Source organism: Exiguobacterium sp. S22-S28 (assembly GCF_043359615.1).
Classification (GTDB): Bacteria; Bacillota; Bacilli; order Exiguobacteriales; family Exiguobacteriaceae; genus Exiguobacterium_A.
Genome location: NZ_JBHFFC010000025.1, coordinates 14,106 through 37,285, shown reverse-complemented (window position 1 = coordinate 37,285; position 23,180 = coordinate 14,106). Strand labels below are relative to the sequence as shown.

The 23,180-nt window shown below is 47.9% G+C and carries 29 protein-coding genes; 14 read left to right on the top strand and 15 right to left on the bottom strand.

What is annotated here, in order from left to right:
• Positions 1-3 precede the first annotated feature (3 nt).
• The 4 genes from ACHA8N_RS05925 to ACHA8N_RS05910 form a co-directional block, all read right to left on the bottom strand.
• Complete coding sequence (locus ACHA8N_RS05925; RefSeq protein WP_393965072.1) at positions 4-993, bottom strand: LLM class flavin-dependent oxidoreductase; 990 nt, start codon at positions 991-993, stop codon at positions 4-6.
• Positions 994-1,056: 63 nt separating this feature from the next.
• Positions 1,057-1,749, bottom strand: a complete 693-nt coding sequence (locus ACHA8N_RS05920) for an ABC transporter ATP-binding protein (RefSeq protein ID WP_147511122.1) — start codon at positions 1,747-1,749, stop codon at positions 1,057-1,059.
• A 93-nt stretch (positions 1,750-1,842) separates the two neighbouring features.
• Positions 1,843-2,241, bottom strand: a complete 399-nt coding sequence (locus tag ACHA8N_RS05915) for a hypothetical protein (protein ID WP_393965071.1) — start codon at positions 2,239-2,241, stop codon at positions 1,843-1,845.
• A gap of 61 nt (positions 2,242-2,302) precedes the next feature.
• Complete coding sequence (locus ACHA8N_RS05910; RefSeq protein WP_393965152.1) at positions 2,303-2,719, bottom strand: Rrf2 family transcriptional regulator; 417 nt, start codon at positions 2,717-2,719, stop codon at positions 2,303-2,305.
• A gap of 127 nt (positions 2,720-2,846) precedes the next feature.
• On the opposite strand from ACHA8N_RS05910, the gene ACHA8N_RS05905 reads away from it, so the two are divergent.
• The 3 genes from ACHA8N_RS05905 (at position 2,847) to ACHA8N_RS05895 (ending at position 4,837) form a co-directional block, all read left to right on the top strand.
• Positions 2,847-3,473: an NAD(P)-dependent oxidoreductase gene (locus tag ACHA8N_RS05905; protein ID WP_393965070.1), complete on the top strand. Its 627-nt coding sequence runs from the start codon at positions 2,847-2,849 to the stop codon at positions 3,471-3,473.
• 209 nt (positions 3,474-3,682) lie between these two features.
• A complete protein-coding gene (locus tag ACHA8N_RS05900) occupies positions 3,683-4,255 on the top strand; it encodes a recombinase family protein (protein ID WP_393965069.1) in 573 nt (190 codons plus the stop codon).
• A gap of 57 nt (positions 4,256-4,312) precedes the next feature.
• Entirely contained in the window at positions 4,313-4,837 is a 525-nt protein-coding gene (locus ACHA8N_RS05895) for a DUF4256 domain-containing protein (protein WP_147511127.1), read from the top strand.
• Between the two features lie 50 nt (positions 4,838-4,887).
• Here ACHA8N_RS05895 and ACHA8N_RS05890 read toward each other — a convergent pair whose 3' ends face one another.
• Positions 4,888-5,532 carry a transcriptional regulator gene (locus ACHA8N_RS05890; protein ID WP_393965068.1) on the bottom strand — a complete coding sequence of 215 codons (645 nt, stop codon included), beginning with the start codon at positions 5,530-5,532 and terminating at the stop codon, positions 4,888-4,890.
• Between the two features lie 73 nt (positions 5,533-5,605).
• Between ACHA8N_RS05890 and ACHA8N_RS05885 the strand changes: the two genes are divergently transcribed.
• From ACHA8N_RS05885 to ACHA8N_RS05870, 4 genes are all read left to right on the top strand, one after another.
• Positions 5,606-5,848, top strand: a complete 243-nt coding sequence (locus tag ACHA8N_RS05885; RefSeq protein WP_393965067.1) for a PLDc N-terminal domain-containing protein — start codon at positions 5,606-5,608, stop codon at positions 5,846-5,848.
• The gene (locus ACHA8N_RS05880; protein WP_393965066.1) at positions 5,832-6,722 is read left to right on the top strand and encodes an ABC transporter ATP-binding protein; all 891 of its coding nucleotides are present in this window, start codon (positions 5,832-5,834) and stop codon (positions 6,720-6,722) included. The genes ACHA8N_RS05885 and ACHA8N_RS05880 overlap by 17 nt, the downstream gene beginning before the upstream one ends.
• Entirely contained in the window at positions 6,722-7,486 is a 765-nt protein-coding gene (locus ACHA8N_RS05875) for an ABC transporter permease (protein WP_393965065.1), read from the top strand. Before ACHA8N_RS05880 ends, ACHA8N_RS05875 begins: the two co-directional genes overlap by 1 nt.
• Before the next feature lie 242 nt (positions 7,487-7,728).
• Positions 7,729-8,622, top strand: a complete 894-nt coding sequence (locus tag ACHA8N_RS05870; RefSeq protein ID WP_393965064.1) for a sensor domain-containing diguanylate cyclase — start codon at positions 7,729-7,731, stop codon at positions 8,620-8,622.
• Here ACHA8N_RS05870 and ACHA8N_RS05865 read toward each other — a convergent pair.
• On the bottom strand, positions 8,605-9,288 hold the full coding sequence (locus ACHA8N_RS05865) for an alpha/beta fold hydrolase (protein ID WP_393965063.1): 684 nt from the start codon (positions 9,286-9,288) through the stop codon (positions 8,605-8,607). The genes ACHA8N_RS05870 and ACHA8N_RS05865 overlap by 18 nt on opposite strands.
• Entirely contained in the window at positions 9,285-10,118 is an 834-nt protein-coding gene (locus ACHA8N_RS05860; RefSeq protein WP_393965062.1) for an alpha/beta fold hydrolase, read from the bottom strand. Before ACHA8N_RS05860 ends, ACHA8N_RS05865 begins: the two co-directional genes overlap by 4 nt.
• A gap of 193 nt (positions 10,119-10,311) precedes the next feature.
• Between ACHA8N_RS05860 and ACHA8N_RS05855 the strand changes: the two genes are divergently transcribed.
• The 4 genes from ACHA8N_RS05855 (at position 10,312) to ACHA8N_RS05840 (ending at position 12,254) form a co-directional block, all read left to right on the top strand.
• Positions 10,312-10,992: an HAD family hydrolase gene (locus ACHA8N_RS05855; RefSeq protein ID WP_393965061.1), complete on the top strand. Its 681-nt coding sequence runs from the start codon at positions 10,312-10,314 to the stop codon at positions 10,990-10,992.
• Positions 10,989-11,384, top strand: a complete 396-nt coding sequence (locus ACHA8N_RS05850; protein WP_393965060.1) for a GNAT family N-acetyltransferase — start codon at positions 10,989-10,991, stop codon at positions 11,382-11,384. The genes ACHA8N_RS05855 and ACHA8N_RS05850 overlap by 4 nt, the downstream gene beginning before the upstream one ends.
• Positions 11,385-11,439: 55 nt before the next feature.
• Positions 11,440-11,628: a hypothetical protein gene (locus ACHA8N_RS05845; RefSeq protein ID WP_393965059.1), complete on the top strand. Its 189-nt coding sequence runs from the start codon at positions 11,440-11,442 to the stop codon at positions 11,626-11,628.
• Positions 11,629-11,846: 218 nt separating this feature from the next.
• Positions 11,847-12,254, top strand: a complete 408-nt coding sequence (locus ACHA8N_RS05840; RefSeq protein WP_393965058.1) for a group-specific protein — start codon at positions 11,847-11,849, stop codon at positions 12,252-12,254.
• Between the two features lie 98 nt (positions 12,255-12,352).
• On the opposite strand, the gene ACHA8N_RS05835 is transcribed toward ACHA8N_RS05840, so the two are convergent.
• From ACHA8N_RS05835 to ACHA8N_RS05810, 6 genes are read right to left on the bottom strand one after another with little or no spacing between them, the layout of a single operon-like run.
• A complete protein-coding gene (locus tag ACHA8N_RS05835) occupies positions 12,353-13,672 on the bottom strand; it encodes a HAMP domain-containing sensor histidine kinase (protein WP_393965057.1) in 1,320 nt (439 codons plus the stop codon).
• The gene (locus ACHA8N_RS05830) at positions 13,669-13,815 is read right to left on the bottom strand and encodes a winged helix-turn-helix domain-containing protein (RefSeq protein ID WP_393965056.1); all 147 of its coding nucleotides are present in this window, start codon (positions 13,813-13,815) and stop codon (positions 13,669-13,671) included. The genes ACHA8N_RS05835 and ACHA8N_RS05830 overlap by 4 nt, the downstream gene beginning before the upstream one ends.
• Before the next feature lie 3 nt (positions 13,816-13,818).
• The gene (locus ACHA8N_RS05825; RefSeq protein WP_393965055.1) at positions 13,819-14,340 is read right to left on the bottom strand and encodes a response regulator transcription factor; all 522 of its coding nucleotides are present in this window, start codon (positions 14,338-14,340) and stop codon (positions 13,819-13,821) included.
• A gap of 12 nt (positions 14,341-14,352) precedes the next feature.
• A complete protein-coding gene (locus tag ACHA8N_RS05820; protein WP_393965054.1) occupies positions 14,353-15,498 on the bottom strand; it encodes an ABC transporter permease in 1,146 nt (381 codons plus the stop codon).
• Positions 15,495-16,175: an ABC transporter ATP-binding protein gene (locus tag ACHA8N_RS05815; RefSeq protein ID WP_393965053.1), complete on the bottom strand. Its 681-nt coding sequence runs from the start codon at positions 16,173-16,175 to the stop codon at positions 15,495-15,497. The genes ACHA8N_RS05820 and ACHA8N_RS05815 overlap by 4 nt, the downstream gene beginning before the upstream one ends.
• A complete protein-coding gene (locus tag ACHA8N_RS05810) occupies positions 16,175-17,035 on the bottom strand; it encodes an efflux RND transporter periplasmic adaptor subunit (protein ID WP_393965052.1) in 861 nt (286 codons plus the stop codon). The genes ACHA8N_RS05815 and ACHA8N_RS05810 overlap by 1 nt, the downstream gene beginning before the upstream one ends.
• Positions 17,036-17,200: 165 nt before the next feature.
• Between ACHA8N_RS05810 and ACHA8N_RS05805 the strand changes: the two genes are divergently transcribed.
• The 3 genes from ACHA8N_RS05805 (at position 17,201) to ACHA8N_RS05795 (ending at position 21,355) form a co-directional block, all read left to right on the top strand.
• Positions 17,201-17,896 (top strand): ABC transporter ATP-binding protein, encoded by a 696-nt coding sequence (locus tag ACHA8N_RS05805; RefSeq protein WP_393965051.1) that lies wholly within the window; start codon positions 17,201-17,203, stop codon positions 17,894-17,896.
• 62 nt (positions 17,897-17,958) lie between these two features.
• Complete coding sequence (locus ACHA8N_RS05800) at positions 17,959-18,702, top strand: hypothetical protein (RefSeq protein ID WP_393965050.1); 744 nt, start codon at positions 17,959-17,961, stop codon at positions 18,700-18,702.
• Between the two features lie 16 nt (positions 18,703-18,718).
• Positions 18,719-21,355 (top strand): ABC transporter permease, encoded by a 2,637-nt coding sequence (locus ACHA8N_RS05795; protein ID WP_393965049.1) that lies wholly within the window; start codon positions 18,719-18,721, stop codon positions 21,353-21,355.
• 53 nt (positions 21,356-21,408) lie between these two features.
• On the opposite strand, the gene ACHA8N_RS05790 is transcribed toward ACHA8N_RS05795, so the two are convergent.
• Together ACHA8N_RS05790 and ACHA8N_RS05785 are read right to left on the bottom strand one after the other, a co-directional pair.
• Positions 21,409-22,632, bottom strand: a complete 1,224-nt coding sequence (locus ACHA8N_RS05790; RefSeq protein WP_393965048.1) for a chloride channel protein — start codon at positions 22,630-22,632, stop codon at positions 21,409-21,411.
• 32 nt (positions 22,633-22,664) lie between these two features.
• On the bottom strand, positions 22,665-22,982 hold the full coding sequence (locus tag ACHA8N_RS05785) for a potassium channel family protein (RefSeq protein WP_393965047.1): 318 nt from the start codon (positions 22,980-22,982) through the stop codon (positions 22,665-22,667).
• Positions 22,983-23,180 lie beyond the last annotated feature (198 nt).

The window sequence follows — 23,180 nt, the reverse complement described above, 5'->3', positions numbered from 1 at the left end:
TTTTTAATGGAGCAATTGTTCCGCGATCAACTGATAGGACCGAAGCCGTTTTTGCTGATCAAAGGCATTGTTGATTAACAGGAACTGATTGGTTTGGTACCGGTCGGACAAGATTCGCAGTTCTTCGGCGACTGTCTCCGGTGTTCCGACGATCGTCCGACGGCGGTCATGTTGGATCCGTTGTTGTTGTTCCGCGTTCCATCGTTTGGTTTTGGTCGTCGCAAACGACGGCACAATGGAGTGGCCGAGACGGATGCCTTGAATCCAGCCGTCCTGAGTTTGAGCGAGACGTTCCGCTTCCTCCATTGTTTCGGCACAGATGACGAAGACGCAGACGATGACATTTGGTGTTCGTCCGTCGATCGGCACGAATCCGTCCCGGTAGGTTCGTAATGTCTCTTCCCACTTATCCGGATTGATGAAGTGACCAAACACCAATCCGTGTCCCCGCTCAGCAGCAAGAACCGCACTGCGCGGCGACAGTCCGAGAATCGAAAGTGGAAGCTGTTCCTTGACACGCGGCGTCGTCTTGACAATCCGGTACGGATGACGGGACGACAAAGAGTCTGTCAAAAACCCTTCGACTTCATCCAATAACCGCGGGAATTGGGCCGCCCCGTTGTCTGCCCCGTCCGTCAACGCACTCCGGGTCCGTTCACTTCCTCCCGGTGAATTGCCGATGCCGAGTTCAATCCGGTTTGGATAAAACGCAGCTAATGTCGAAAATGACTCGGCGATTTTTAACGGGTGGTACTGAGGTAACAAAACTCCACCGGAACCGAGTTTGATCCGAGAGGTTGCTTCCCCCATGCGGGCGATGAACAATTCCGGTGCCGCACTCAGCAATCCGTTTGTATTATGATGTTCGGCAAACCAGTATCGCTCATAACCGAGGCGTTCTGCTTCGATGACCAATCGTTTCGTTGCCTCCATCGTTTGTTCGATGGTATCCCCCTCGTGCAAGGGGACTTGATCTAAAATTCCTAATCGCATCATCTTACCTCCTCTACACCTTTCAGTGTACGCGGTCGATGCGGTGAATTCAAAAAGAAGGTGTCAGGCGTGCATGAGCCTGCGGTCTTCGATGATTAGACCGTCACGCATCTCGATTTTCCGGTCAGCACGTTCGGCCAGTGCCGGGTCATGCGTAACGAACAGGACACCGCATCCCTTCTCCTCATTCAAGCTGCGCAACAGATTAAAGATGATTTCACCGGTTTCGGTATCGAGATTGCCGGTTGGTTCATCGGCAAGCAGCCATTTTGGTTCATGGACCAAAGCGCGGGCGACCGCGACGCGTTGTTGCTGACCGCCGGATAATTGGGACGGCAGTGAGCCGGCTTTGTCCGCAAGACCGACTTTCTCAAGCAGGGACAAAGCCCGCTCTTTTTTGTCGTAGGTCACTTTTCGTCCGAATAACGGTGCCATGACGTTCTCGAGTGCCGTCAAGGTCGGAATCAAGTGAAACTGTTGAAAGATGAAGCCGACGTTCTCGAAGCGGAAATCGGACAATTCTTTGCTCTTTAACTGATGAATTGCCTGATCACCGTACGATAACGTGCCGCTCGTCGGACGATCAAGTGTCCCGATCAAGCTGAGCAGGGTCGATTTTCCAGAACCGGACGGACCGATGATTGAAATGAAATCACCTGAATCCAGTATCAGGTTGATATCTGATAAGGCATGTGTCTCGATGCCGTCACCAATAAAGGACTTTCCGAGTTGTCGACAAATGAATGTATCCTGCATGAATACTCTCCTCCTTTGATGTAGCTGTTTACCTGTTTCTCCTTTTTATTGGGAATTCCTGCAAAAAAAGACCTTCTTTTCAGAAGGTCGCAGTCATGAAGACATCGAGGGATGATTCGTCGATGATTTTTTTTGATAGATCCATTCATACGGTACGATATAAAACAGACAAGCAAGTGTCGCAAATCGGACGATGCCACTTAAGTTTTGGCGTGACTCGACGAATGTCGCTTGCCCGAAGTAGTCATAAAAGCCGACGAACAACAAAATCGTAAAGACACCAGCCGTCACATAAATCAAACAGCGTAAGGAAAACGGATATCGTCTCGTAATGAAGAGCATCGGCAGACCGACGGCAAATGTAAACAAGGTCGTCGCAAACGTACCGAACTGATATAAAAACTCATTTTCAACATTCGTTAAGAAGGCATAGGCTGTGAACAACAAAAAGGATCCAATTGCACTGACGGCTGAATAACTGATCAGTCGCATCTTGACATTTCTCCTTTCAAAAGTGGAGACATTCTTAAATAAATTAAACGACAGGCGACCATCATCTTGCCCGGACAAGACGATGGAGAATATCAGAGAGGGTTTCGGCCCCCAATTCTCCTTCTAGAGCCTGTTGGGCCCGTGTGAAGGACTGATTGAGTGTCGATTGGATGTCCCGACCGACAGGACAAGCAGGATTCGGTTGATCATGCATCGAAAATAATGTCTCTTTCGGTTCGACGGCCCGGTAAATCATCAACAATGTAATGTCATGCGGATCTTTCGTCAAGGTCGCCCCGGTTTTTCCGGCAACCGTCGTAAGCAGCCCGGCTTGACGCAACGAACCGATCAAACGACGGATGACGACGGGATTGGTATTGACACTTCCAGCGATGTATTCGGAAGACAAGGCTTGGTCCGGGTGTGTCGCGATCAAGGCCAAGATATGAACAGAAACCGCTAATCGACTGTTAATCATTTGTTTCACCACCAATGCATTTAGTGTAATGAGCATCCCGCTTAATGTCAATTGGCTTGACAACGGCAGTTTCTGTAACTAAAATAATTACATGTACAGTTACATACGAAAAAAGGAGGCGTTTTGGTTGAAGATTGCTATTATCGGAGCTAGTGGAAAAGCAGGGCGGGTTATTTTAGAAGAACTTGCTGCACGGGGGCATTCCTTGACTGCGATTGTCCGTGACGCCGCGCGGACAAAACACGACACAGTGCTCGAACGTAATGCGTTTGAGCTGACGACAGAAGAATTGACGGGTTTTGATGTCGTTATCAATGCCTTTGGGGCAGCACCCGGAAATGAACATCAACATGTCGATTTAGGTCGACATTTGATTGATCAATTACGCGGAACATCGACGCGGTTGATTGTCGTCGGTGGTGCAGGCAGTCTGTTTGTTGATCCGGAAAAAACGTTACGGCTAGCGGATACGCCGGAGTTTCCTGATGCATATCTTCCGACGGCAAAGAATCAAGCAAAAAATTTGGAAGATTTACAACAAACGTCCGATTTGCACTGGACGTTTATCAGTCCGGCGGCTTTCTTTGACCCGGAAGGTGCACGAACCGGAAAATATCAATTGGCACAGGATATCCTGACCACGAATGCAGCCGGCGAAAGTTATATCAGCTACGCGGATTATGCAGTGGCTTTGGCGGATGAAGTCGAACATCATCGCCATGAAAAGCAACGGATTTCTGTCGTATCAATCTAACCGTCATTACAGCGTTCTCGTTCGACGAGAACGCTTTTTTTGTAGTCGGAAGCTCGTCCTAGGGTCCTGTCTTTCTTCCGGTTGGGTTTTCCCTTATACTAGAATGTGACAGATGAAAAGAACGACTCAATGAACTGTGAACGCACGTCACTCGGGAATCCCCCACCTTGCAGTGAAACACAGGTGAAGAGAGTTCAGTTCATTGCAGCATGCACTACGAATCGAGCGAGGAGAAAAATATGATTATCGGCTATATGCGACCATTTTTTGAAGATCCTACATGCGAGAAACAGACAATGGTACTTGAGACGTATGAAACAGATGAAGTAAGAACAGAAGAACACGGTGCCTCCAAACGCCGGTACGTGCTCGATCAACTGTTAGAAGACGTAACGCCGGGAGATATCGTGCTCGTTTCTCATTTATATGTACTGGCGGACTCTACTCGCCATTTGATTGAAGTGTTAAATACTTTGGACGCAAAACAGGCCTATCTTTTATCCATCCGCGAAAGCATCGATACCCGGCAGGCTTTGAAACAATCGTTCCGGGATATCGTCCAGCACCTCGTCGCTTTGCAGAGTGACGTCGTCAGTATGGCAACCCGGGAAGGATTGTCCAAAGCAAAAGAACTCGGCAAGCAGACGGGACGTCCACGGAAACCGGATGAAAACGTCAAACGGGCCATCAGCATGTACCAAAGCAAACAATACAGTTTGGCAGAAATCCGAGAACAAACAGGAATCAGTAAAAGTACGCTTTATCGTTATCTAGAACAATGATATCCCTCGCCTTCTTAACGTTCTGAAGTGAAAAAAGTTCAGAAAGGTGGAAACACGATGCAACAGAAATCGTTACAAGAAACCTTGCAGCAACGGTTTGAATCCAATATGACACGTCACGCTGCCGTTTCTTTTGCAGATGTCCTTTCTCGGTTTTCTCAGGAAGCACTCCGTTCTCTGGATTGGATGGAACAGACCGGTGGTGAGCCGGATGTGGTCGTCATGCCGGACGGTCAGTGGTTGTATGTCGACTGTGCCGAAGAAAGTCCCGCCGAACGGCGCAGCCTATGTTATGACGATCTGGCGCTTGAAAAGCGAAAGAAAAATAAACCCGCCGGTAGTGCCGTTGCGGCAACCACCCAATACGGTGTGGAGCTGTTGACGGAAGATCTCTACCGGCATCTGCAAACGATTGAGGCGTTCGACGTGAAGACGTCAAGCTGGATCAAGACGCCGGAGTCGATCCGGACAAAAGGCGGTGCCCTGTTTTGTGATCGACGGTATGACCATGTTTTCGTGTATCATAATGGAGCCGATTCGTATTACGCCAATCGGGGTTTTCGAACATATTTCGTTTTATAATCGATTTGAAAAAGTGGTACCCACAGTAATAAGTGAGTACCACTTTTTGTTTACGGAATAATCACCAACGACACGGTTCTTTTTGTCTCATCTTCTTCTTTTTGTGCGGATAATTCATAATATTTTTCTAATAACGCACTCAGCTCTGATTGAAAGGAATGAAACATTTCGTCGGGCAAATTTAATTTAACTAATGAAAATGTTGCTTTATCCGGAGAAACGGTTGTCATTAGCTGATCATGGTAATTTTTATAGTTTTGTAAAATGTACATAAAATAAAACGAGACAAAGTTGACCTTTTCATCATATGTCGCTGAAGCCCAGTCTTCTTCTTTAATTTTGTATCCGGATGTATTTAATGCATAAACTTTTTCCTCGACTTTTCCTGCGCGTTGAATGCCAACCACTTTCAATAAAGAATCTTGGAGCATCGCATTTACATGGCGGTAGAGTGTAGCTTGCGGAACGTCTTCGAGATGTTTATTCAGTTGCATGATAGACAACCCTTCATCCCGATCAATTAATTCCAATGCGATTTTGAATCTGACTTGGTTTTTAAATAAATCTAAATTCATTTCATCTATCCCTTCGTTTGCTAATGTAAATAACTGTTCATAAAAAATAGGACGTTCTTTTGTTGTTCCTGCTACATGAACATACCATATGTCTCTCATCATTTTTAAAATTTCGTTCATTTCATAAAAAGTAAAAAATTGGTTGACTTATTAATTATCATTATCGATAATGATAATAGAAAGAGGTGAGAGCATGAATACAGATATAGCTCCTTTATTGGAAATGGATTGGTTTCAACTGCTTCCTCTCATGATCCCTGTCTTGTTCTTTAACATGCTGTTGATTGGAATTACTCTTCTAGATTGGTATAAAAGAAAAAATCAACTTGTGCAGCCGTATATGTGGCTATTGATCATCGTAAGTCTGCAAATGATTGGTCCAATCGTGTACTTGATGATAGGAAGGAGAACCGTCCGCCATGATTACGATTCATAATCTGCATAAAACAATCGGCAAACAAAAGATTCTTAACGGTGTTCAGCTTTCAATCAAGGAAAGTGAATGTGTTGGATTGCTTGGTCCAAATGGAGCAGGGAAAACAACTCTTCTGAAATGTCTGATGGGGATTCTTTCGTACGAATCAGGCGATGTTTTATTTGATGCGCAACCGATCGAAACACGTAAACAACAGATTGGTTACCTCTCACAATATACAGATTTTAAAGCATGGATGACTTGCAGAGAATCGCTTCGGTTTTTTGGAAGGTTGTCTGGCATAAAAAAAGATCGATTAGAAATCAGGATTCAAGAAACCTTAAAAGAAGTCGGTTTGCACGAAAAGCAACACTTCAGAGTGGAGCAATTATCTGGTGGAATGAAACAACGCCTAGGCATTGCTCAAGCGATTTTACACAATCCACGATTTTTAATTCTGGATGAACCTGTTGCATCACTTGACCCGATTGGTCGAAATGAAATACAGAAGTTGATTGTCCGCTTGAAACAACGGATGACCATTCTACTCTCGACGCATATCTTACACGATACAAAATACATTTGTGACCGTTATATCATCATGAAAGACGGAAAAATTATTGGCGATATCAATCAGGATGATCAAAAATTCGATACGAAACAGCTGCTTGTTACATTAAAAGAATCTGTCCAACTGAATCATCTTCGAGAATGCTTGGACGTTATCTGTTTAAAAGAATTAACACCACACACGTTTCTGATAACAGGAGCGGGCGCATTCGATTTAAAAGAAGTCATCAACACTTTTTCGGTTAACAGGATTGAAGTGATGTCCGTTGGGTTTTATGAAAAAGGGTTGGAAGAAGTGTTTACCGAATTGGCGGCAGATGTATGATGAATTTAGCGATTCTTATACGGGCTGAACTGACGGAAGCGGGAAAGGATTATAAATATGTGTGGTTGACAATCTTTTTTATCCTTCTGGGCTTTACGCAGCCCCTGATCAATATGTATTTGGACATCATTCTGCAACAGTTAGGTGGCACGATTGGAGTCATACTGGATCCAAACAAACCGCCCCCCACTTCAAGTGAAATTTTTTTATCGACTGTCTCCGGTCAATTTAATCAAATCGGTTTGATTATTCTGATTATCAGTTTTATGGGTCTGATTACAACAGATCGTCAAAGTGGAATGCAGGATTTTATTTTGACACGACCGGTATCGATTTACAGTTACGTACATGCAAAGCTGATTGCTCATTGGTTGATCAGTATGTTCAGCATCTTCTTCGGGATTCTGGCATCTTACCTCTACACGGTGTATTTATTCGGTTCGTTCCCTTTCTTAAAGCTACTTTCCTTTTCAATCTTGTACAGCCTTTGGATTCTTTATCTCGTTAGTCTTGTTCTGGTCATCAGCGTATACATAAAACAACAGATCCTTATTGCTGTTTTGACCATCGGAGTGGCCTTTTTCCTTCTTGTTATCAAAGGTCTTTCCCCCACGTTTCTTTATTTTTTACCGTCATCGATTTTAGACGTAGCAACACATCAAATATCAGGTGCTCATGATGTTCATAATTCAAGTGTTGTATGCTGCCTTTTAATTACTGTCGCTCACCTGATATGGGCGAGTAAGAAGCTGAAACAACATTAATCCTCATTCTTGTCGTCTCCTTAATTTCGATGTCATGAAAAAACACGGTCCCTGTAAATCAGGTGCCGTGTTTTTTCATATTCATATTTAAGGAAAATCACAATGGTTAAAATGGAATTTTATGTATTTATAAAACAATTCATTTGGTATACTTTAGTGTATCTCATTTATAATTCATCCATCCTAACACTGTAGGATGAAAACCATAAGGCAGGTGAACACGTTTGTTCTGGACCGGTATCGTGATTGGAATTGGATGTACCCTGCTCGGACGATGGGCTTTTAAGAAGTATCTCTTGCCGTCCGTTGCCACTTCGACGATTGCCACATTCGGAAACCATTCGAAGGATATCATGTATATTTTTGAAGTAAAACCTGTTTATCGGTTCCGTTATATCAGTCCCTCTCTCGACGAACACATCGGACCGGGTACAGTCGAAGCCAGTTATGCCGATCCTTCGGAATGTTTTGACCGGATTCATCCGGACGATATCGAGATTTTGATGTCGAAAATCTCCGGCAACTGTAATTACGATGAACCATTCTCGCAACGTTGGCGGACGAATGACGGTACATACATTTGGTTTGAAGAATACACGACGCCGATTTATGAAGGCGGCGAAATCGTCGCCGTTCAAGGCGTGATTCGGAATATGGATGCAGCCAAAGCCAAACAGGAGGAACTCGAGCAATTATGTCAACGGGATTCCTTGACAGGATTGTATAACCGGCATGCGTTTGACGAAACAGTTGTAAAACTTCAAGCGGGTCCCCCGCTTAACCTCGGCGTGATTGCCCTTGATCTCAATGACTTAAAGCTGGTTAACGACCGGTTCGGTCATGTCGCGGGTGATGCCTTGCTTGAGCAGACGGCTCTTTGCTTAAATCGCTTCAGTCACGAGACGTTTCGCCTCGGTGGTGATGAATTTGTCATCGTCTGCAAAAATGATACAGAACAATCAGTTCACGATTTAATCGCAGCGTTACGGCAGGATTTTATTCGTCATGAACTATCGGTCTCGCTGGGGTTTGCTTATCGGACAGCAACGACAGACCTTCCAGATTTGTTGCGAAAAGCCGATCAGGCGATGTATGAAGAAAAACAAACCTTTAAAGCGTCAGTAGGATCGGCTTAGTATCTGCTCCAACCGTTTGTTGAAGGATTCCGGCTGGTCCAGGTTTGCCGTATGTCCGGCATCTGCGATCAAATCGATTTCCGTCGCCGGATAATCTTTCTGCAGACGAGAGGCACCGTCTACTTCATAGGCTTGATCAGTTCCGTTTAAAATATGGAGCGGGATCGTCAAATCAGCTAACGTTTCCTTCGTCATCACCGGATAACGGAACGTCATTTGATACAAGACGTGTTGCATCGTTGTTTTCCAACGGTTTCCGTGCAACGCTGCAAACTGTTCGGCGACGTCCGGTTGATGTTGGTCAATTTCCAAAAAATAAGTATATTGTTGTGCCATGATATCTGTCAGCTCTTCCGGGACATCCGGCGTATAACCGGTTAAGACAACACCCGCGACAAGCGTTGGTGCTTGAAGGGCGATTTGTAGGGAAAGCGATGCCCCGAGCGATAATCCGACGAGGTATCCGGGACCTGTTTTTTTCATCTGTTCCAGAACATAATCGGTTGCCTGATCGATATAATCAGCAACAGCGTCCGTTTCTGAAGCACCGTGTCCCGGTAAATCCAGTAAAATGACATCGTAATCGGTTTTAAAATAAGTCAGTTGTGGTTCGAAGTGTGTTTGTCCTGTACCCATAAAGCCGTGCAAAAAGTAAATCCGTTTCACGATTGACACATCCTTTTGAAATTGAAGTCGAGTTTGCGGACCGCTGAGATCACAAGATCCGGCCGGTCCAAATGAATCGAATGTCCGGCTCCCGTTGCCGTAATGAATGTTGCTTCTTCTGTTAACGCAACTTGCCGTAATACCAACCGGTGCCATGTCTGCTCAACTTGTTGCAGTTCGGATTCCGGTAATCCTTCGTCGAGTCCGTCCTGAATGGCCCGTTTTGAATCGCGACCGATGACGATCAGTGGAAGATTCGGAAATGGACCGGTCCGAATCCGGTCCGCATCTGCTTTCCAGTATTCGACTTCCGAATCCATCATGGCATAGAGTGCCGGTTCGGTGTGAAAGTCAATTAAAGCCGACTGGACGGCTTCCGGTAATTGTTTCTGAGATTCAGTCAGGATCGGTGCCAGCAAAGAATGTAATTGCTCTTTCGTTTGTATGGCATAGTGCCGGCATTGTTCTTGCCATGACGCGTCCGATGAAAAGGAATCGAGAACGGGTGTATCGAGTGTATCGAGTTCATGTAAATCAACGGATGTGGAGTCAACCAGTAGCAAACCCTTTATCTGTTCAGGGAATCTTTTTGTGAATTCCTGGGCAATTAGCCCGCCGTAAGAGTGGCCGATCAATAAAAACGGTTCATTCACACCAGATTCTGTTAACAGTGTTTGAAGTTGCAGTACTGCGTGACTGGTTCGGTGAATGCCGTTCCCCTCTTTCCAGGTATGCCGATGAAAACTGAGAACACGATTCGTTTGTTGCAGCGATTGAACAATTTCGTACCATTCTTCGTAAGAACAGCCCATTCCGGTTAAGATAATCACGGGAGTTCCCGGGGATTTCGTGTCTAAATAGTGTTTAGTGTGGGTTATGTTTGAATGAAACTGCATTGGATACCTCCTTTGTCCGCTTTAAGTGGTATTTGACAAGAAGTTAGTTTATCCTTTATTGCGTGCTAAGATTTTGTTTAATATTACGGTAATTGAAATATATAAAATATGTAGGAGTTATTGTACTATGCCGATTGAAGCCATCTTATTTGATCTTGACGGAACCTTGCTGGATCGCAAGACTTCGTTGCAACTCTTTTTGACCTCTCAGCATCAACGGCTGATTGCTCCGGTTGCTGATTGTCCGCTCGAAAGTTATCACGCACTGTTTATTGAGCTCGATCAACGCGGTCTCGTTTGGAAGGACATCGTTTATCAACAACTGGTCGTCCGCTTTGAGTTGCCAGTTGATCCGACTGATTTGCTCGACGACTACTTGGCTGAGTGGGCAAACACTAGCGACTTGTATCCGGGGACAATTTCTTTGCCGGAAAACCTGTCGTCCTCTTACCGGCTCGGTCTGATCACGAACGGTCGGAGCGACTTGCAACGTGCGGTCATCAATCACCATCAATTGCAGATATTTTTTGACCCGATCTTGATTTCGGAAGAAGTCGGTCTTTCCAAACCGAATCCGGAACTGTTCTTACGTCCTTTGATCAACTGGGAGCTTGCCCCAGAAAATGTTTTGTTTATCGGGGATCATCCGCTTCACGATATCAAAGGAGCAGAAGCCGTCGGGATGACGGGCATCTTAAAAACAGATCATCCGGTTGTTGCCATTCCGTCTTCCTACACGGTGAACGATTGGTCGGAACTCGAACCCTTGCTCATCCAACTTAACTTAGAAAGAAGGTCACGCTCATGACAACTGCCTATCAGATCCGCCCGTACCAAGATCAGGACTTCCACACTATTCAGCGCTTAAATGCTGCGAAAGGTTGGAACCAGCTCGTCCGTCTGCATGAACGGACCCAACTCGCTTGGCAACACTCAAACGCTGCGCTTGTCGTTGAACATGCGGGAGAGGTCATCGGTTATGTTCGCGGAATGACAGACACGCAGGTCACGTTGTACATCTGTGAATTATTGATTGATGCGAATTTCCGTGGGCAAGGTCTTGGTCAACAGCTGTTCGCCCGCCTTCATGACTGGTATCCGACGACACGGATCGAAGTCCTCGCCTCAAGCAGCTCGGAAAGTTTTTACCGCGGTCAGTCGTTTCGTCCGTTTTACGGTTTCCGGAAATCGTTTGAATAAGCTGATTTATTTTCCGGAATCAATCAAGACATATTTCAGACAGGAGATCCATCAGATGAATTTTTATCAAAATCAGTCGAGAATACGCCCACTTCTAAACGTTCAGGGCGAAGCCCTAGTGCAAGTGGGAGATGAATCGTCTTCGGGCAAGGCGTGTCTTGCGACACGTCAATTGCCCGGCACTCTTGGTTTGAAAGCAATTAAAATCAGGAATAAAAAAAGAGTCATGTTCTTTGAAAACTGAAGATATGGGGTTGTGACAAGAAGTTCGTCTGTCACGTAAAATCTTCAACGTTTACCTTGCGGATGACCGAAGTAGCGAAAACCAAGCAGAGTAGGCATCCGCATAAAAGAAACGGACAAGATCAACGTTCAACCGTCGGGACGACGGGGTTAGCCTGATAAATTTTTGACCGCTAGGTTGAATAACTCAGGAATTCTCCACCTCTTAGCGAAGCGTAGGTGGAGGTAGTTCAAACCGCCAGTAGCTTTCGTAACATCGAAACAGTTCGTTCGATTAATCATCAATTGACCAGACAGGGACATCACCTGACGTACGACTGGACACGGTCAGACCGGGTCGATACACCGGCTGCCCTGCAACGAATCGGTCAACTGGAACTGGATGCCGTCAAAGCAAGTGACTGTTTGATTTTAGTGCTCCCCGCCGGAAAAGGCAGCCACGTCGAGCTCGGGATTGCCCTTTCCAACCAGATTTCGGTGTTCCTTTGTATGCTCGATTCAACAAGTTGGATCGGTCCGGAAGCCAGCACATTTTATCATATCGGTGATGTCCGACCGTGCTTCGGTCAGACTGAGGACTGGGTCCAGGTTATCCTCGATGCGATGGCTGAGCGGACTGTCCGATGATCCGGATCCGCACGCAAACCGACATCGAGTCTTTTCTTCAGGATACTGCCTGGTTCATGAATGAGAAAACGTCGAAAGGACCTGTTTGAGCAAACAGCTCAAGCAGGTCCTTTTTGCGGTATTTGAATTTGGGCAGACGTTCCTTGACCGGTTGTGCTGTCAAGAGTCACTGCCCCGCCGTGTAATTCGACGATCCGTTTGACAATCGACAAGCCAAGTCCGTGACCATCCGTCGTCCGTGAGGTCTCGCCTTGATAAAAACGGTCAAACACGAATGGGAGCTCCGCCGCCGAAATGCCTTTTCCTTGATCGGTGATGGTCAACGTGACATCCGTTGCTTGTGTCAGCCGAATCGACAGGATGCCGTTTGCAGGTGAGAAATAAACTGCATTTTGCAGAAGATTGAGTAAAACCTGTTGCATCAGTTCCTCTTCCCAGACGACCGTCACTTCCGCCAACTCGAGATCGAGGATCAGATGTTTGTCTGTCCACTGGGATTCCAGTAACAGCAAAGCATGACGGACCTGTTCATCAAAACGATACGGCTTCCGCTGGATGATTGACTGATGATCGAGGCGCGATAACCGGACAAGATTCGAGGTCAGGCGGGACAGACGGTCACTTTCCTGTCCGATGATCCGGATGTAATGCTGTTGCTTGTCTTCCGGAAGACCGGGCTGTGCCAGTAACCGGCTGAACCCATGGATCGAGGCGATCGGTGTCTTCAGTTCATGGGAAATCGCCGCCGCCAAATCTTTTGCCAAATATTCGTTTCGTTGCAAGGCGACGGTCATCTGGTTAAAGTTCTGAATCAAGTTCGCGACTTCATCATTCCCCTGATCCGGAATCTGAATGTCGTAGTTGCCTTGCGTCACTTCAACAGCGGCTTCGCTGATCCGTTTGATCCGTCGGGTCACGAGCCGGACGGCAAACCAGGTCAGGAAAAAGGCGACGGCAATCGTCAGACCGATTCCAACCAAGGACGAGTTGCGAATACTTGAGACAAGGTCCTGGTCCGGATTCGGTGTCGCCACCAAGTAACGTTCGCCGACCTGCCGAATATGAAGCGGACGCTCCGAAAAGGTTCCGGCGACAGCCACTTCTCCTTTCTGTCGGAGCGTCTCTGTTTCAGTTTCAGACAGTGAAACCATGGTTTGTAAACGGTCGGCCGAGACTTCCGTCGTCGCAATCACCGATTGTTCGACGTAGCGGCTGGCTGAAGCGAAGGACAGTTCTTGTTCGACCATCAACCGTTCGACGGTCCCCGTCCGTTCCGCCAGTTGTTGTGCGACGTCTTGGCGGACCGAATCGAATTGGAAAAAGAACGTCGCCCCGAGCGGAATCAATAACGGCAACAGCAGCAAGCCAAACAAAATGAGGAAAAACCGACCGGAGATTGACTGAAAAAACGGCTTCATAACACGACCCCTTTGTAGCCGAGTCCCCAGACCGTCTCGATCGTAAAGACTTCATACTGATTAAATTTATCCCGTAACCGTTTGACATGGACATCAACCGTCCGGCTGTCACTTTCAACATCATATCCCCAAATCTCATCCATTAACTATTGGCGTGTGAAAATCTGTTTCGGTTGGGACAACAGACGATAGAGCAATTGAAATTCCTTTTGCGGTAACGTAAGTTCGCCGTCCGGTGTGACGACGGTCGCATCCCGCATCCGTAACGTCAACGTCTTCACGACAAGTTCCTGCGTCGCGACGATTTTCGATCGCCGAAGTAAAGCATGAATCCGTAACAGCCATTCATCAAGGTCGACCGGCTTGACCAGATAATCATCGACGCCGGTCACGAATCCTGCTTCCTTATCAGCAAACGTATCGAGGACCGTCAGCATCAAAATCGGCAGATCATACCCGGCTTGCCGCAACGCATGGACGAGTTCGATGCCCGAGACATGCGGCATCATGACGTCCGTGACAAGCAGATCGATGTGTTGTTCGTCAAAGCAGGCAAGCGCTTGTGCTCCGTCTGCGGCTTCGATCGTCCGGAATCCTGCCGCACGTAAAGTTTCGCCTAACAGGTACCGGACATGTGGATCATCTTCTGCAATCAGGATGGTAACCATCCCACACCTCCTTTACGCATTGCGCAGGGCTTCAATCGGATGGAGCAACGACGCTTTTCGAGCGGGCGCGTATCCGAAGACGATCCCGACAAGCATTGAAAAACCGGCTGCAAGGAGCAACGTCCCGACGGAAATCGTAAACGTCGTTCCGATCAACAGACTGACGAGATAAGCTAGACCGACCCCGACGATGATGCCGATCCCACCACCCATCAAGGATAATAAGATCGACTCGAGTAAAAATTGGAGCCGAATCGCCCGTGGTCGTGCGCCGAGTGCTTTGCGCAGACCGATTTCCGTCGTCCGCTCCGTGACCGAGACGAGCATCATATTCATGATTCCGATGCCGCCGACAATCAAGGAAATCGAGGCGATCCCGGTCAACAGCAACGACAACATCGTATTGATTTGATCAATTGAATCAAGAGCTTCATCAAGACTGACGATCGTATAGCGGTCTTCCTGTTCATTATAGAATTGATACATTTTCGCGGACAGATCCCGTTTGACGGTCGCGACGTCGGCCGACTCCTCCTTGAAGACATCGACTTGTTGCACCGTGTCGATGTCAAGCGTCCGCAGTGCCGTCGTATACGGAATCACGATTTCCTCCGAGTCGGCATCACTCACGCCGATGACCTGATACGTCAAACCGTTCAGGAACAGCGACTGTCCGACCGGTTCCTGTCCCGGAAAAAGTGTCCGGGCAACGGAGGGACTGATGACGGCGACGACGGTTTCCTGCTCGACATCACTGATTTTGATTTCCCGTCCCTGTGTGACATCGGCCGATTCCTGGTAGTAGATGTGATTGCGGCCGCTGATCGTCACGTCATCGAGTCGGGCGTCTGCCGACCGCACCGATAATTGAGTCGTCAACGTCGGGGCAATACCGCGTGTCCCGTCGACTTGATTTAACTCTTCCAGTTGTCCTTGGGATAATCCTGCTTTTAACGGAGACGCCGTCGTTTGAATCGTCAATTTGTTTGCCCCGAACGTTGAGACTTCGGCATTGATCGAGGCGGTCGCCCCGTTGACGATTGAAATCAGGGTGATGATGGAAGCGACGCCGATGATGACCCCGAGTGTCGTCAGAAAGGACCGCATTTTATGATGGACGATATTCGTCCAGGCCATCCGAAAGGTTTCGCGTATCATGGATGACTCGCCTCCTGTACCTGTCCGTCTTCAATCCGGACGATTCGTTTCGCCTGTTTCGCAATCGTAATGTCGTGGGTGATCATGACAATCGTCTTCCCTTCGTCCGCCAGCTCGTGAAACAAGCCCATGATTTGCTGACCGGTCTTTTGGTCGAGTGCACCGGTCGGTTCATCCGCCAGCAGCAGCGTCGGTTTCGTGACAAGTGCCCGGGCAATCGCGACCCGTTGCTGTTGCCCGCCGGACAACTGATGCGGATAGACACTTCCCTTTTCCCCGAGTCCGACCCGGGTCAGCAAATCGACCGCCCGCCGTCGTCGCTCTTTTGGCGGGACGCCCGCATAAATCAGCGGCAGTTCGATGTTTTGCAGGACCGTCAATCGCGGTAACAGTTGGAACTGTTGAAAGATGAAGCCGACTTCCTGATTCCGGATCCGGGCGAGTTCATCTTCAGACAGTTGGCTGACATCCTGATGTTGCAGGTGATAGTTGCCGCTCGACGGGATGTCGAGACATCCGATGATGTTCATCAAGGTCGACTTACCGGATCCCGACGGACCGAGAATCGTCACGTATTCCCCGGCCTCGATCGATAAATCCACATCTCTCAAGACCGTTTGCCGGTTTTCGCCTGCTCCGTAAGCTTTCGTAATCTGTTTCAACTCGACGACAGCCATTACGATGCACCTCCCGGAGGAGTCGGTAACAGACCTGAACTGCCTTGTTCGGTCGGCAACACGACATAGTCATCAACGGACAGACCTTGTTTGATTTCAATGTCTTGCCCGTCCGTCACTCCGGTCGTGATGAACCGGCGGACAACTTCGCCTTCTTCTTCGACGTAGACGTACGGACGGTCATTTTCCGTATACTCGACGACATCGAGTGACAAGACGGCCGCCTCCTTGACCAATTGTTTGTTGATGCGGGCCTCGACGGTCATGCCGACACGCAGTTGGTCCGGCTTATCGATCGTGACGTCCGCCGTGAAATACGACAGTCCATTTTCTATGACCGCTTCTTTACCGACCGATTCCACTGTACCGTCTACCATTTCATCCAAGCCGTTTACACGCAACTCGACCGACTGATCTTGTTTGACGCGATGGATATCTTGTTCGTCGACCTTCAGTTGAACGGTCAAGTCTCTGTAGTCCGTAATGACAGCGAGGGACGTGTTGGGTCCGTAACTAGCGTTTGGTTCAACTTCAAGCTTGGCGATCTCACCCGTAATCGGGGCTTGATACGTTTTGCCACTCACGCTTGAAAACAGCGTGTCCCCCGCTCTGACTTGTTGCCCGACTTTAACCTCGACCGCCTTGACTTCGACCAGCTCATTACTGACGACCGTTCTACGATTATCGGCCATGACTTGACCCGTGAAATGATAATACGTCTGCAATGTTTTTTGTTTGACTTGCTCCCGTTTTAATCCATCCGCTGACGATTGTTGCCCCATCGCTGCGACACCGGCTGTCCCAATCAGCAGGATGACTAGCAATCCGATCCACCATTTTCGTTTTTTTGTCTGCTTCATCTGTTTGTTCCTCCCTTGTCTTGAATACTCATACTGTAGAAGGAAGTTATGAACCAATTATGAATTCCGGTCGCGTTTCATCAAGAAAATCTTTTTTCTTAAATAGACAAAATTTTCAAATAATATTACACTTATTTTACCTTAATTTGTAAAAGGAGTGGTTTGGTGGATATTTTGGTCAAAGATGTCTCGCATACATTCAGCCAGGCAGGATTACAGAGTGAAGTCTTAAAAGCGTTGACCTGTCAGTTTTCCGCGAGTGACATCACCGCCCTGGTCGGTCCGTCCGGATCAGGGAAATCAACGTTTTTAAGTCTGATTGGCTCGCTCGACCGGCCGACATCAGGGCAAATCGACTATGACGGACAAGACATCACGAAGTGGAAGAATCGGCAATTGTCGAAGTTCCGGGCGCAGGAAATCGGTTTTGTCTTTCAACAGTTTCATCTTTTGCCCGCTTTGACGGTCAAAGAAAATCTGCTCGTTCCCTTACTGAAACAAAAAACCGACTTCAACAAAGAAGACCGGATTGCGGAAATCTTGGAAAAAGTCGGACTGACAGCGAAACAGGATGCCTTGCCGGCGCAATTGTCCGGCGGGCAACAGCAACGGGTCGCGATTGCCCGAGCCCTGATCAACCGGCCACGCTGGATTCTCGCCGACGAACCAACCGGTAATCTCGACTCGGTCAACGGGGAGACGATCTTTCAACTGTTGCTCGATCTTCATCAAGAAGAACAATGCGGCATCCTGTTCGTCACGCACGATTTGGCACTCGCGGAACGGGCGGATCGGATTGTATTCATGCAGGATGGACAGATTGTCGAAGATCGGCGGAAGCAGACCGTTCGGAGTGTGTAAAAACGATTCATGAAGGCGAGGTGGAATTCATCAAAACGTTCCGATCCAAACTCATTGTATGCATGATTGGTTCATCCGCCGTCTTTTTTCTGCTGTTGTTTACGACACAATCGGTCTATCAATCCTTTCGGCAAGCAGACTTTTCTGAACAGGAAACGACGGTAAAGCGGGGATGTGGAAAGGATTCATTGTCAAATCGGATTTTTTCAAAATATAACTGTTCCGAAGGGATCATCCGAGAAGATTCCGAGGGTGAAATTCTTGGGGGTGCGACCGGGAAAACGGAAAAGATCGAAGGTGCTTCACGCGGAAAAGTAAAAACGGCTGAATCGCCCTCTTTCTTCGAAACAACCAAGGAAGCCACCCGTTCCAAGTCGTCCGATTGGTTATGGGCAGGTCTGTTGCTTGCCGGGTTCTTCATGTTCTTCATCTCTCATCATTTCAATCAGCGACGGCTCCGGAATCGCCCAAACAGCGAAACTTCCGTAATCCATAACCGGACCGCCTTTCCACGACCCTTCTCGATTCATCCGACGAGCACACCCAAGATGCCCGTTCCACCGCAGGAATCTGTCCGGCTGCTCTTATTCGACTTCAATCAGCAATTATCAAAACCATTGCAACGCCGGCGGCACGAGTCGCTGACGGAGTGGACGCAGCGAATTGAGTTGTCGACGTCACTTGCGCCCTACCTGATTACCCGCTATGCAACAGAGACAGATTGTCAAAGAGTTGATCCAAACGAACTCCGTCACTTCAAACAGGATTTAACAACGTATTTACGCTATCAGTCTTCCCATCACTGAATAAAGGAGAATCCCTATGCTACGTTTCGTTTTGAATCACTGGCGCCGACAACGGTTTAAGTTCATTTTGACGCTTGTCGGCGCGCTCATCATCAGTGCCGGACTCAGTCTGATGTTCAACCTGACCGACTCCAGTCAAGGGACGGTTGAACAGACGTTACAGAAAAAATGGTCATCGGCCTACGATATCGTCGTCCGCCCGAAAGGCAGTCAAATGTCGACTGAATCGAGCGACCTGCTCGAACCCAACTATTTAAATGGAATCAACGGCGGAATTTCTATGGAGCAATATGAAACCATCAAACAGATGAAAGAAGTTGATATTGCAGCACCGATTGCTGTCATGGGCTATGCCAACACGTTTGTCATGTTCAAGAAAGCCATGACGTTTCCAAAGGAACCCGGTATTTACCGCTATAAGAGAACGACATACACCGAAACTGGCCTTGGCAAAGAACAGCAATTCGAAGAGCAGATCCATATTGCTCAAGGCACAAAGATCCAGTTACCAGAAAAAGTCCCCTTCTCGACCTCCCCGGTGGACAGCTTTCGGGATGTCTCTGCCGGTAATCCGGTTCTGATTGTTGCTGTCGATCCGAAAGAGGAAGCCCGACTAGTCGGGCTCGATCAAAGCGTCAGTTCCAAAAATAATTCCCGGTATTTTTCACAACTGGATCAACATGAGTCACCTCGAGGGGCTGACGACAACATCATTCCGGTTCTTGTCAATCCGCATTCCTTTAATAAAGGGACATATGAATTTACGATTGAAAAGCTGGATGCTCCGTATAAAACTGAGCAGGATCAGCAAAAGCTGGTTCAAGATCTGGTCAAAAAACAGCCGGACGGTGACCGTGTAAAGTCTATCTTTCAAACGTATCCGGCCAAATTGACGCAACGCCTTGAGATGCCGTCTTCTAAAGTCGAAGAAACCTATCTCAAAACATTGTCGGAAGGGACAAACCTCCAGACGTTTGTTGCAGAAGATGCTCCAGGTGCCCAGTTGCTGTATAAATCAGGTCCGCTTCAGTTCAATGAAACCAAAAGTCCATATCCGACGCGCTGGAAGAATGCTTTTGAAGTCAGCACCTCTGCGATTCATTTAAAGAACTGGTACTTTTCGGAGTCGACGCATCCTTCAAAAGGATATCGGTCACTTGTCTCGACCGGAAAAAAGGTTAAAAATCCGAGCGAGATGGAAATTCCGTTTAAGTATCCTTACCTCACCTTTAAAGTCGTCGGTCTCTATGATCCGAACAAAATTAAAGTCTCAAAAGATCCGCTCAATGAACTGCCGATGGAAACCTATCGACCGTCATCCGCTGATCTCGTCCTCGATGCGAAAGGCAATCCGGTCAATCCGGCAAAGTCAATCGACACGTCTGGTAATCCGGTTGGTTTATTGACGAACTCGCCGAACATCCTGACGACGTTAGACAGTGCCTTTGCCGTCAACGGAAAACAGGCCATCTCGTCGATTCGTCTCAAAATCAAAGGCGCAACAACCGTCAGTGAGGAGTCGGAACAGCTCCTGCAAAACGTTAAGACACAAATCGAACAGGAAACCGGACTGCTGGCAACGATTACAAAGGGGTCGTCGCCGCAACCGGTCGTGACAAAGGTCGTCGATAACGGCAAGACACTCGGTTGGATTGAACAGCCTTGGATTCACATCGGCGCCGCCATGACAATCTTCCGCGAGACGAGTGTCGGCTTCTCCGGTGTCATCTTCGCCATGCTTGCCGTTGCGATCGTTTATGTCCTTGCGACAAGTTACGTCTCGATGCTTGCCCGTCGGAAGGAATTTGCCGTCTTGCTCGCACTCGGCTGGCGGACAAAAGACTTGTACCGGATTGTCTTGATTGAAGCCGCGCTTCTCGCCGCTTTTGTCTCCGTTGTCGCTTTAATTGTCGAAAGCATCTTCTCGTATGTCCGAAACGAAACGATGAACGGGTGGAGCTTACTCTGGATTACTCTGTTCAGTCTCGTGATTTACTTTGCCGGTGCCGCCTGGTCGTCCTTTACGATCCAGAAAATTTCCCCCTACGAAGCCATCAAGACGGGTGAATATGCGTCATCGTCCCACGTCAAACTCGGTCTCCGTTCGACCTGGACGCTCGCACTCAAAGAGATTTTCGGCAAATGGAAACGGAATGCGCTGTCGATTTTATCGATTGCTTTACCGACAGCTCTGTTGACGTTCTTCCTGTTCGTAACGTTCCACCTACAAGGCGTCCTGTATACGTCGTGGCTCGGTCAGTTCGTCGCCTTACAGGTCGGTCCGATGCATTACGTGACGATGGGAGTTGCGATTGCGATCGCGATCTTAACAACTGGAGAAATCATGTGGCAAAACGTCACCGACCGGCGGGCGTCGCTCGCGATTTTAAAAGCGGTCGGCTGGACAAACCGTTCCGTCCGTCAATTGATTGTGTTAGAAGGGGTGCTGATTGGGTTCGTCGCCGGAATCGTCGGACTGAGTATCTCCTACATCACGATTTATGTGTTGTATGATCTTGTCCCGTGGGATGAGCCGCTCTTGATCGCTGTCTCCCTGCTTCTGCCGGTGCTATTCGGAACGATCGCTTCGCTATTGCCTGCGCAAATCGCAGCACGCGTCAATCCCTATCAGGAATTGAAAGATGCAGGATAATCAAAATCAGTAGACAACATGAAGACCGGCTCTCGATATACGAGGTCCGGTCTTCATGTCGTTTTTGTTTGCTTGTTCGTCAGGCGTGCCATCCCCTGATGGATGAGCCAGGCAACCACCAAGATGAACGGGAAGAATTGTAACGGAAATAAAAACAGCAGCAAGGTTGCGGTGACAAACGGTTGTTTCAGGATGACCGTACAACTGGCAGCGACACTGACTGCGATCAGCAAACCCGGTGTATATGGAAAGACGGACGCTAAGGCAAACGCCATCGCTGTACTCGAGAAGACCGCCGGAAAGATTTTTCCGCCCCGCCATCCGAACGAAAAACAGACATGTGTCAAAAATGCTTTCCCGACGGCGATGCTGATTAAGAATAAGACCGATTGATCGAAGGCAATCCGCGAGAACTCAAGAATTTTTTGTTCACCGGAAAATAAGAAATAAGACGACATGCTGCCGAACAGACCTAAGATTGCGCCGGCGGCTAAAGCTAAACCCAGTGGATGCGGATAGTTTCGCGCCACACTGTCCGTCCAGCGGCCAAATAACAAAAACAAGTATCCGAACCCCGTCCCGATCATGACTGCCGGAAGCAGAAAGTACATCACCTCCACCGTCCAGTTCACTTTTGGTGTACTGATGGAAAATAAGATTTCGTGTGGGAACAGTCGATTCAGTGTCGTAAAGGCGAAAATCCCGCAGGCTGTCGTCAGTGCATACAACAAGACTTTGATGGATTTACGCTTGAAGTTGGTCCGGTTCACCCCGTCTTCGAGAGCTTCACTGACGCCGATCAACGGCGCGTAAAAAATCGTCGATAACATCGCTCCAATACCAAGATCAAGCAACTCTTTTTTCTTTTGCAGGGTCCAGGTCATCCGGTCACCGGCCCACGTCATCCATCCGCCGAGGATGCTGATCAACGCTGCTTCCGGACCGAGACTTGCTCCGAACGTCAAAACGAGTAAGGCAGCTACAGTATTTTTGACGACTGCGCCTTCATACGTGACCCGGCCTGTCGTCTTGAATTCCTCAAGCGTCTGATGCATCGTCCGGGGATAGTCGCCGATGTACGTCTGGAACAGACCAATCAACAGTCCGCCGAACAGACAAATCCAAAACGGATAAAACGGCGTGTCCAACTGTTCCGGAATTGTCGTCCACGTCACATGAATCAGCAGATTCGACAATGCCAGAAACAGTGACGCAAGTGCCCCGACAATCAGCCCGAGCAGACAACTGTAGAGGACGAATACCAGATTAAAGTTCATCTGCTTCACTCCTTATTCGCAAATACTGCCCGTCACTTCCCGTCTAGTTTGTTTTTGTTTAAATGGAATTCTTTTAACGCCCGGTTAAAATTCACGATCAGAGCACTGATGACACCGATCCCAAGCAAGACATACCCCATCGTAAAGATCTTGCCGATCGGCGTGACCGGATGAATATCACCATATCCGACTGTCGTCAGCGTCATGACGGAAAAGTACAGTGCGTCGAGATAACTCAGCTGTTCGACGCTGTGATAAAAAAACATCCCGACCGCCAGCAAAAAGGCGACGGAGAACATGACGGCTTTTTGTTCATCTTGACGAAACAGGATTTTCAGGACGTAATACATATTGCGTACCAGAATGAAAAAGGCAATCATCGCATCCATCCTCTCCTCACAAGCAGACTTGACACGTGACGACTAGCGTTCCTTTACCTTATCTATTGAATTACCCGAAAAAAGGGAGAACGATTCTTAAATCGTCTCCCTTTACATCCATCCTCTTGTTCGGTTTCCAATCTGTTTGTCCACTCCCTTATTTTGAAC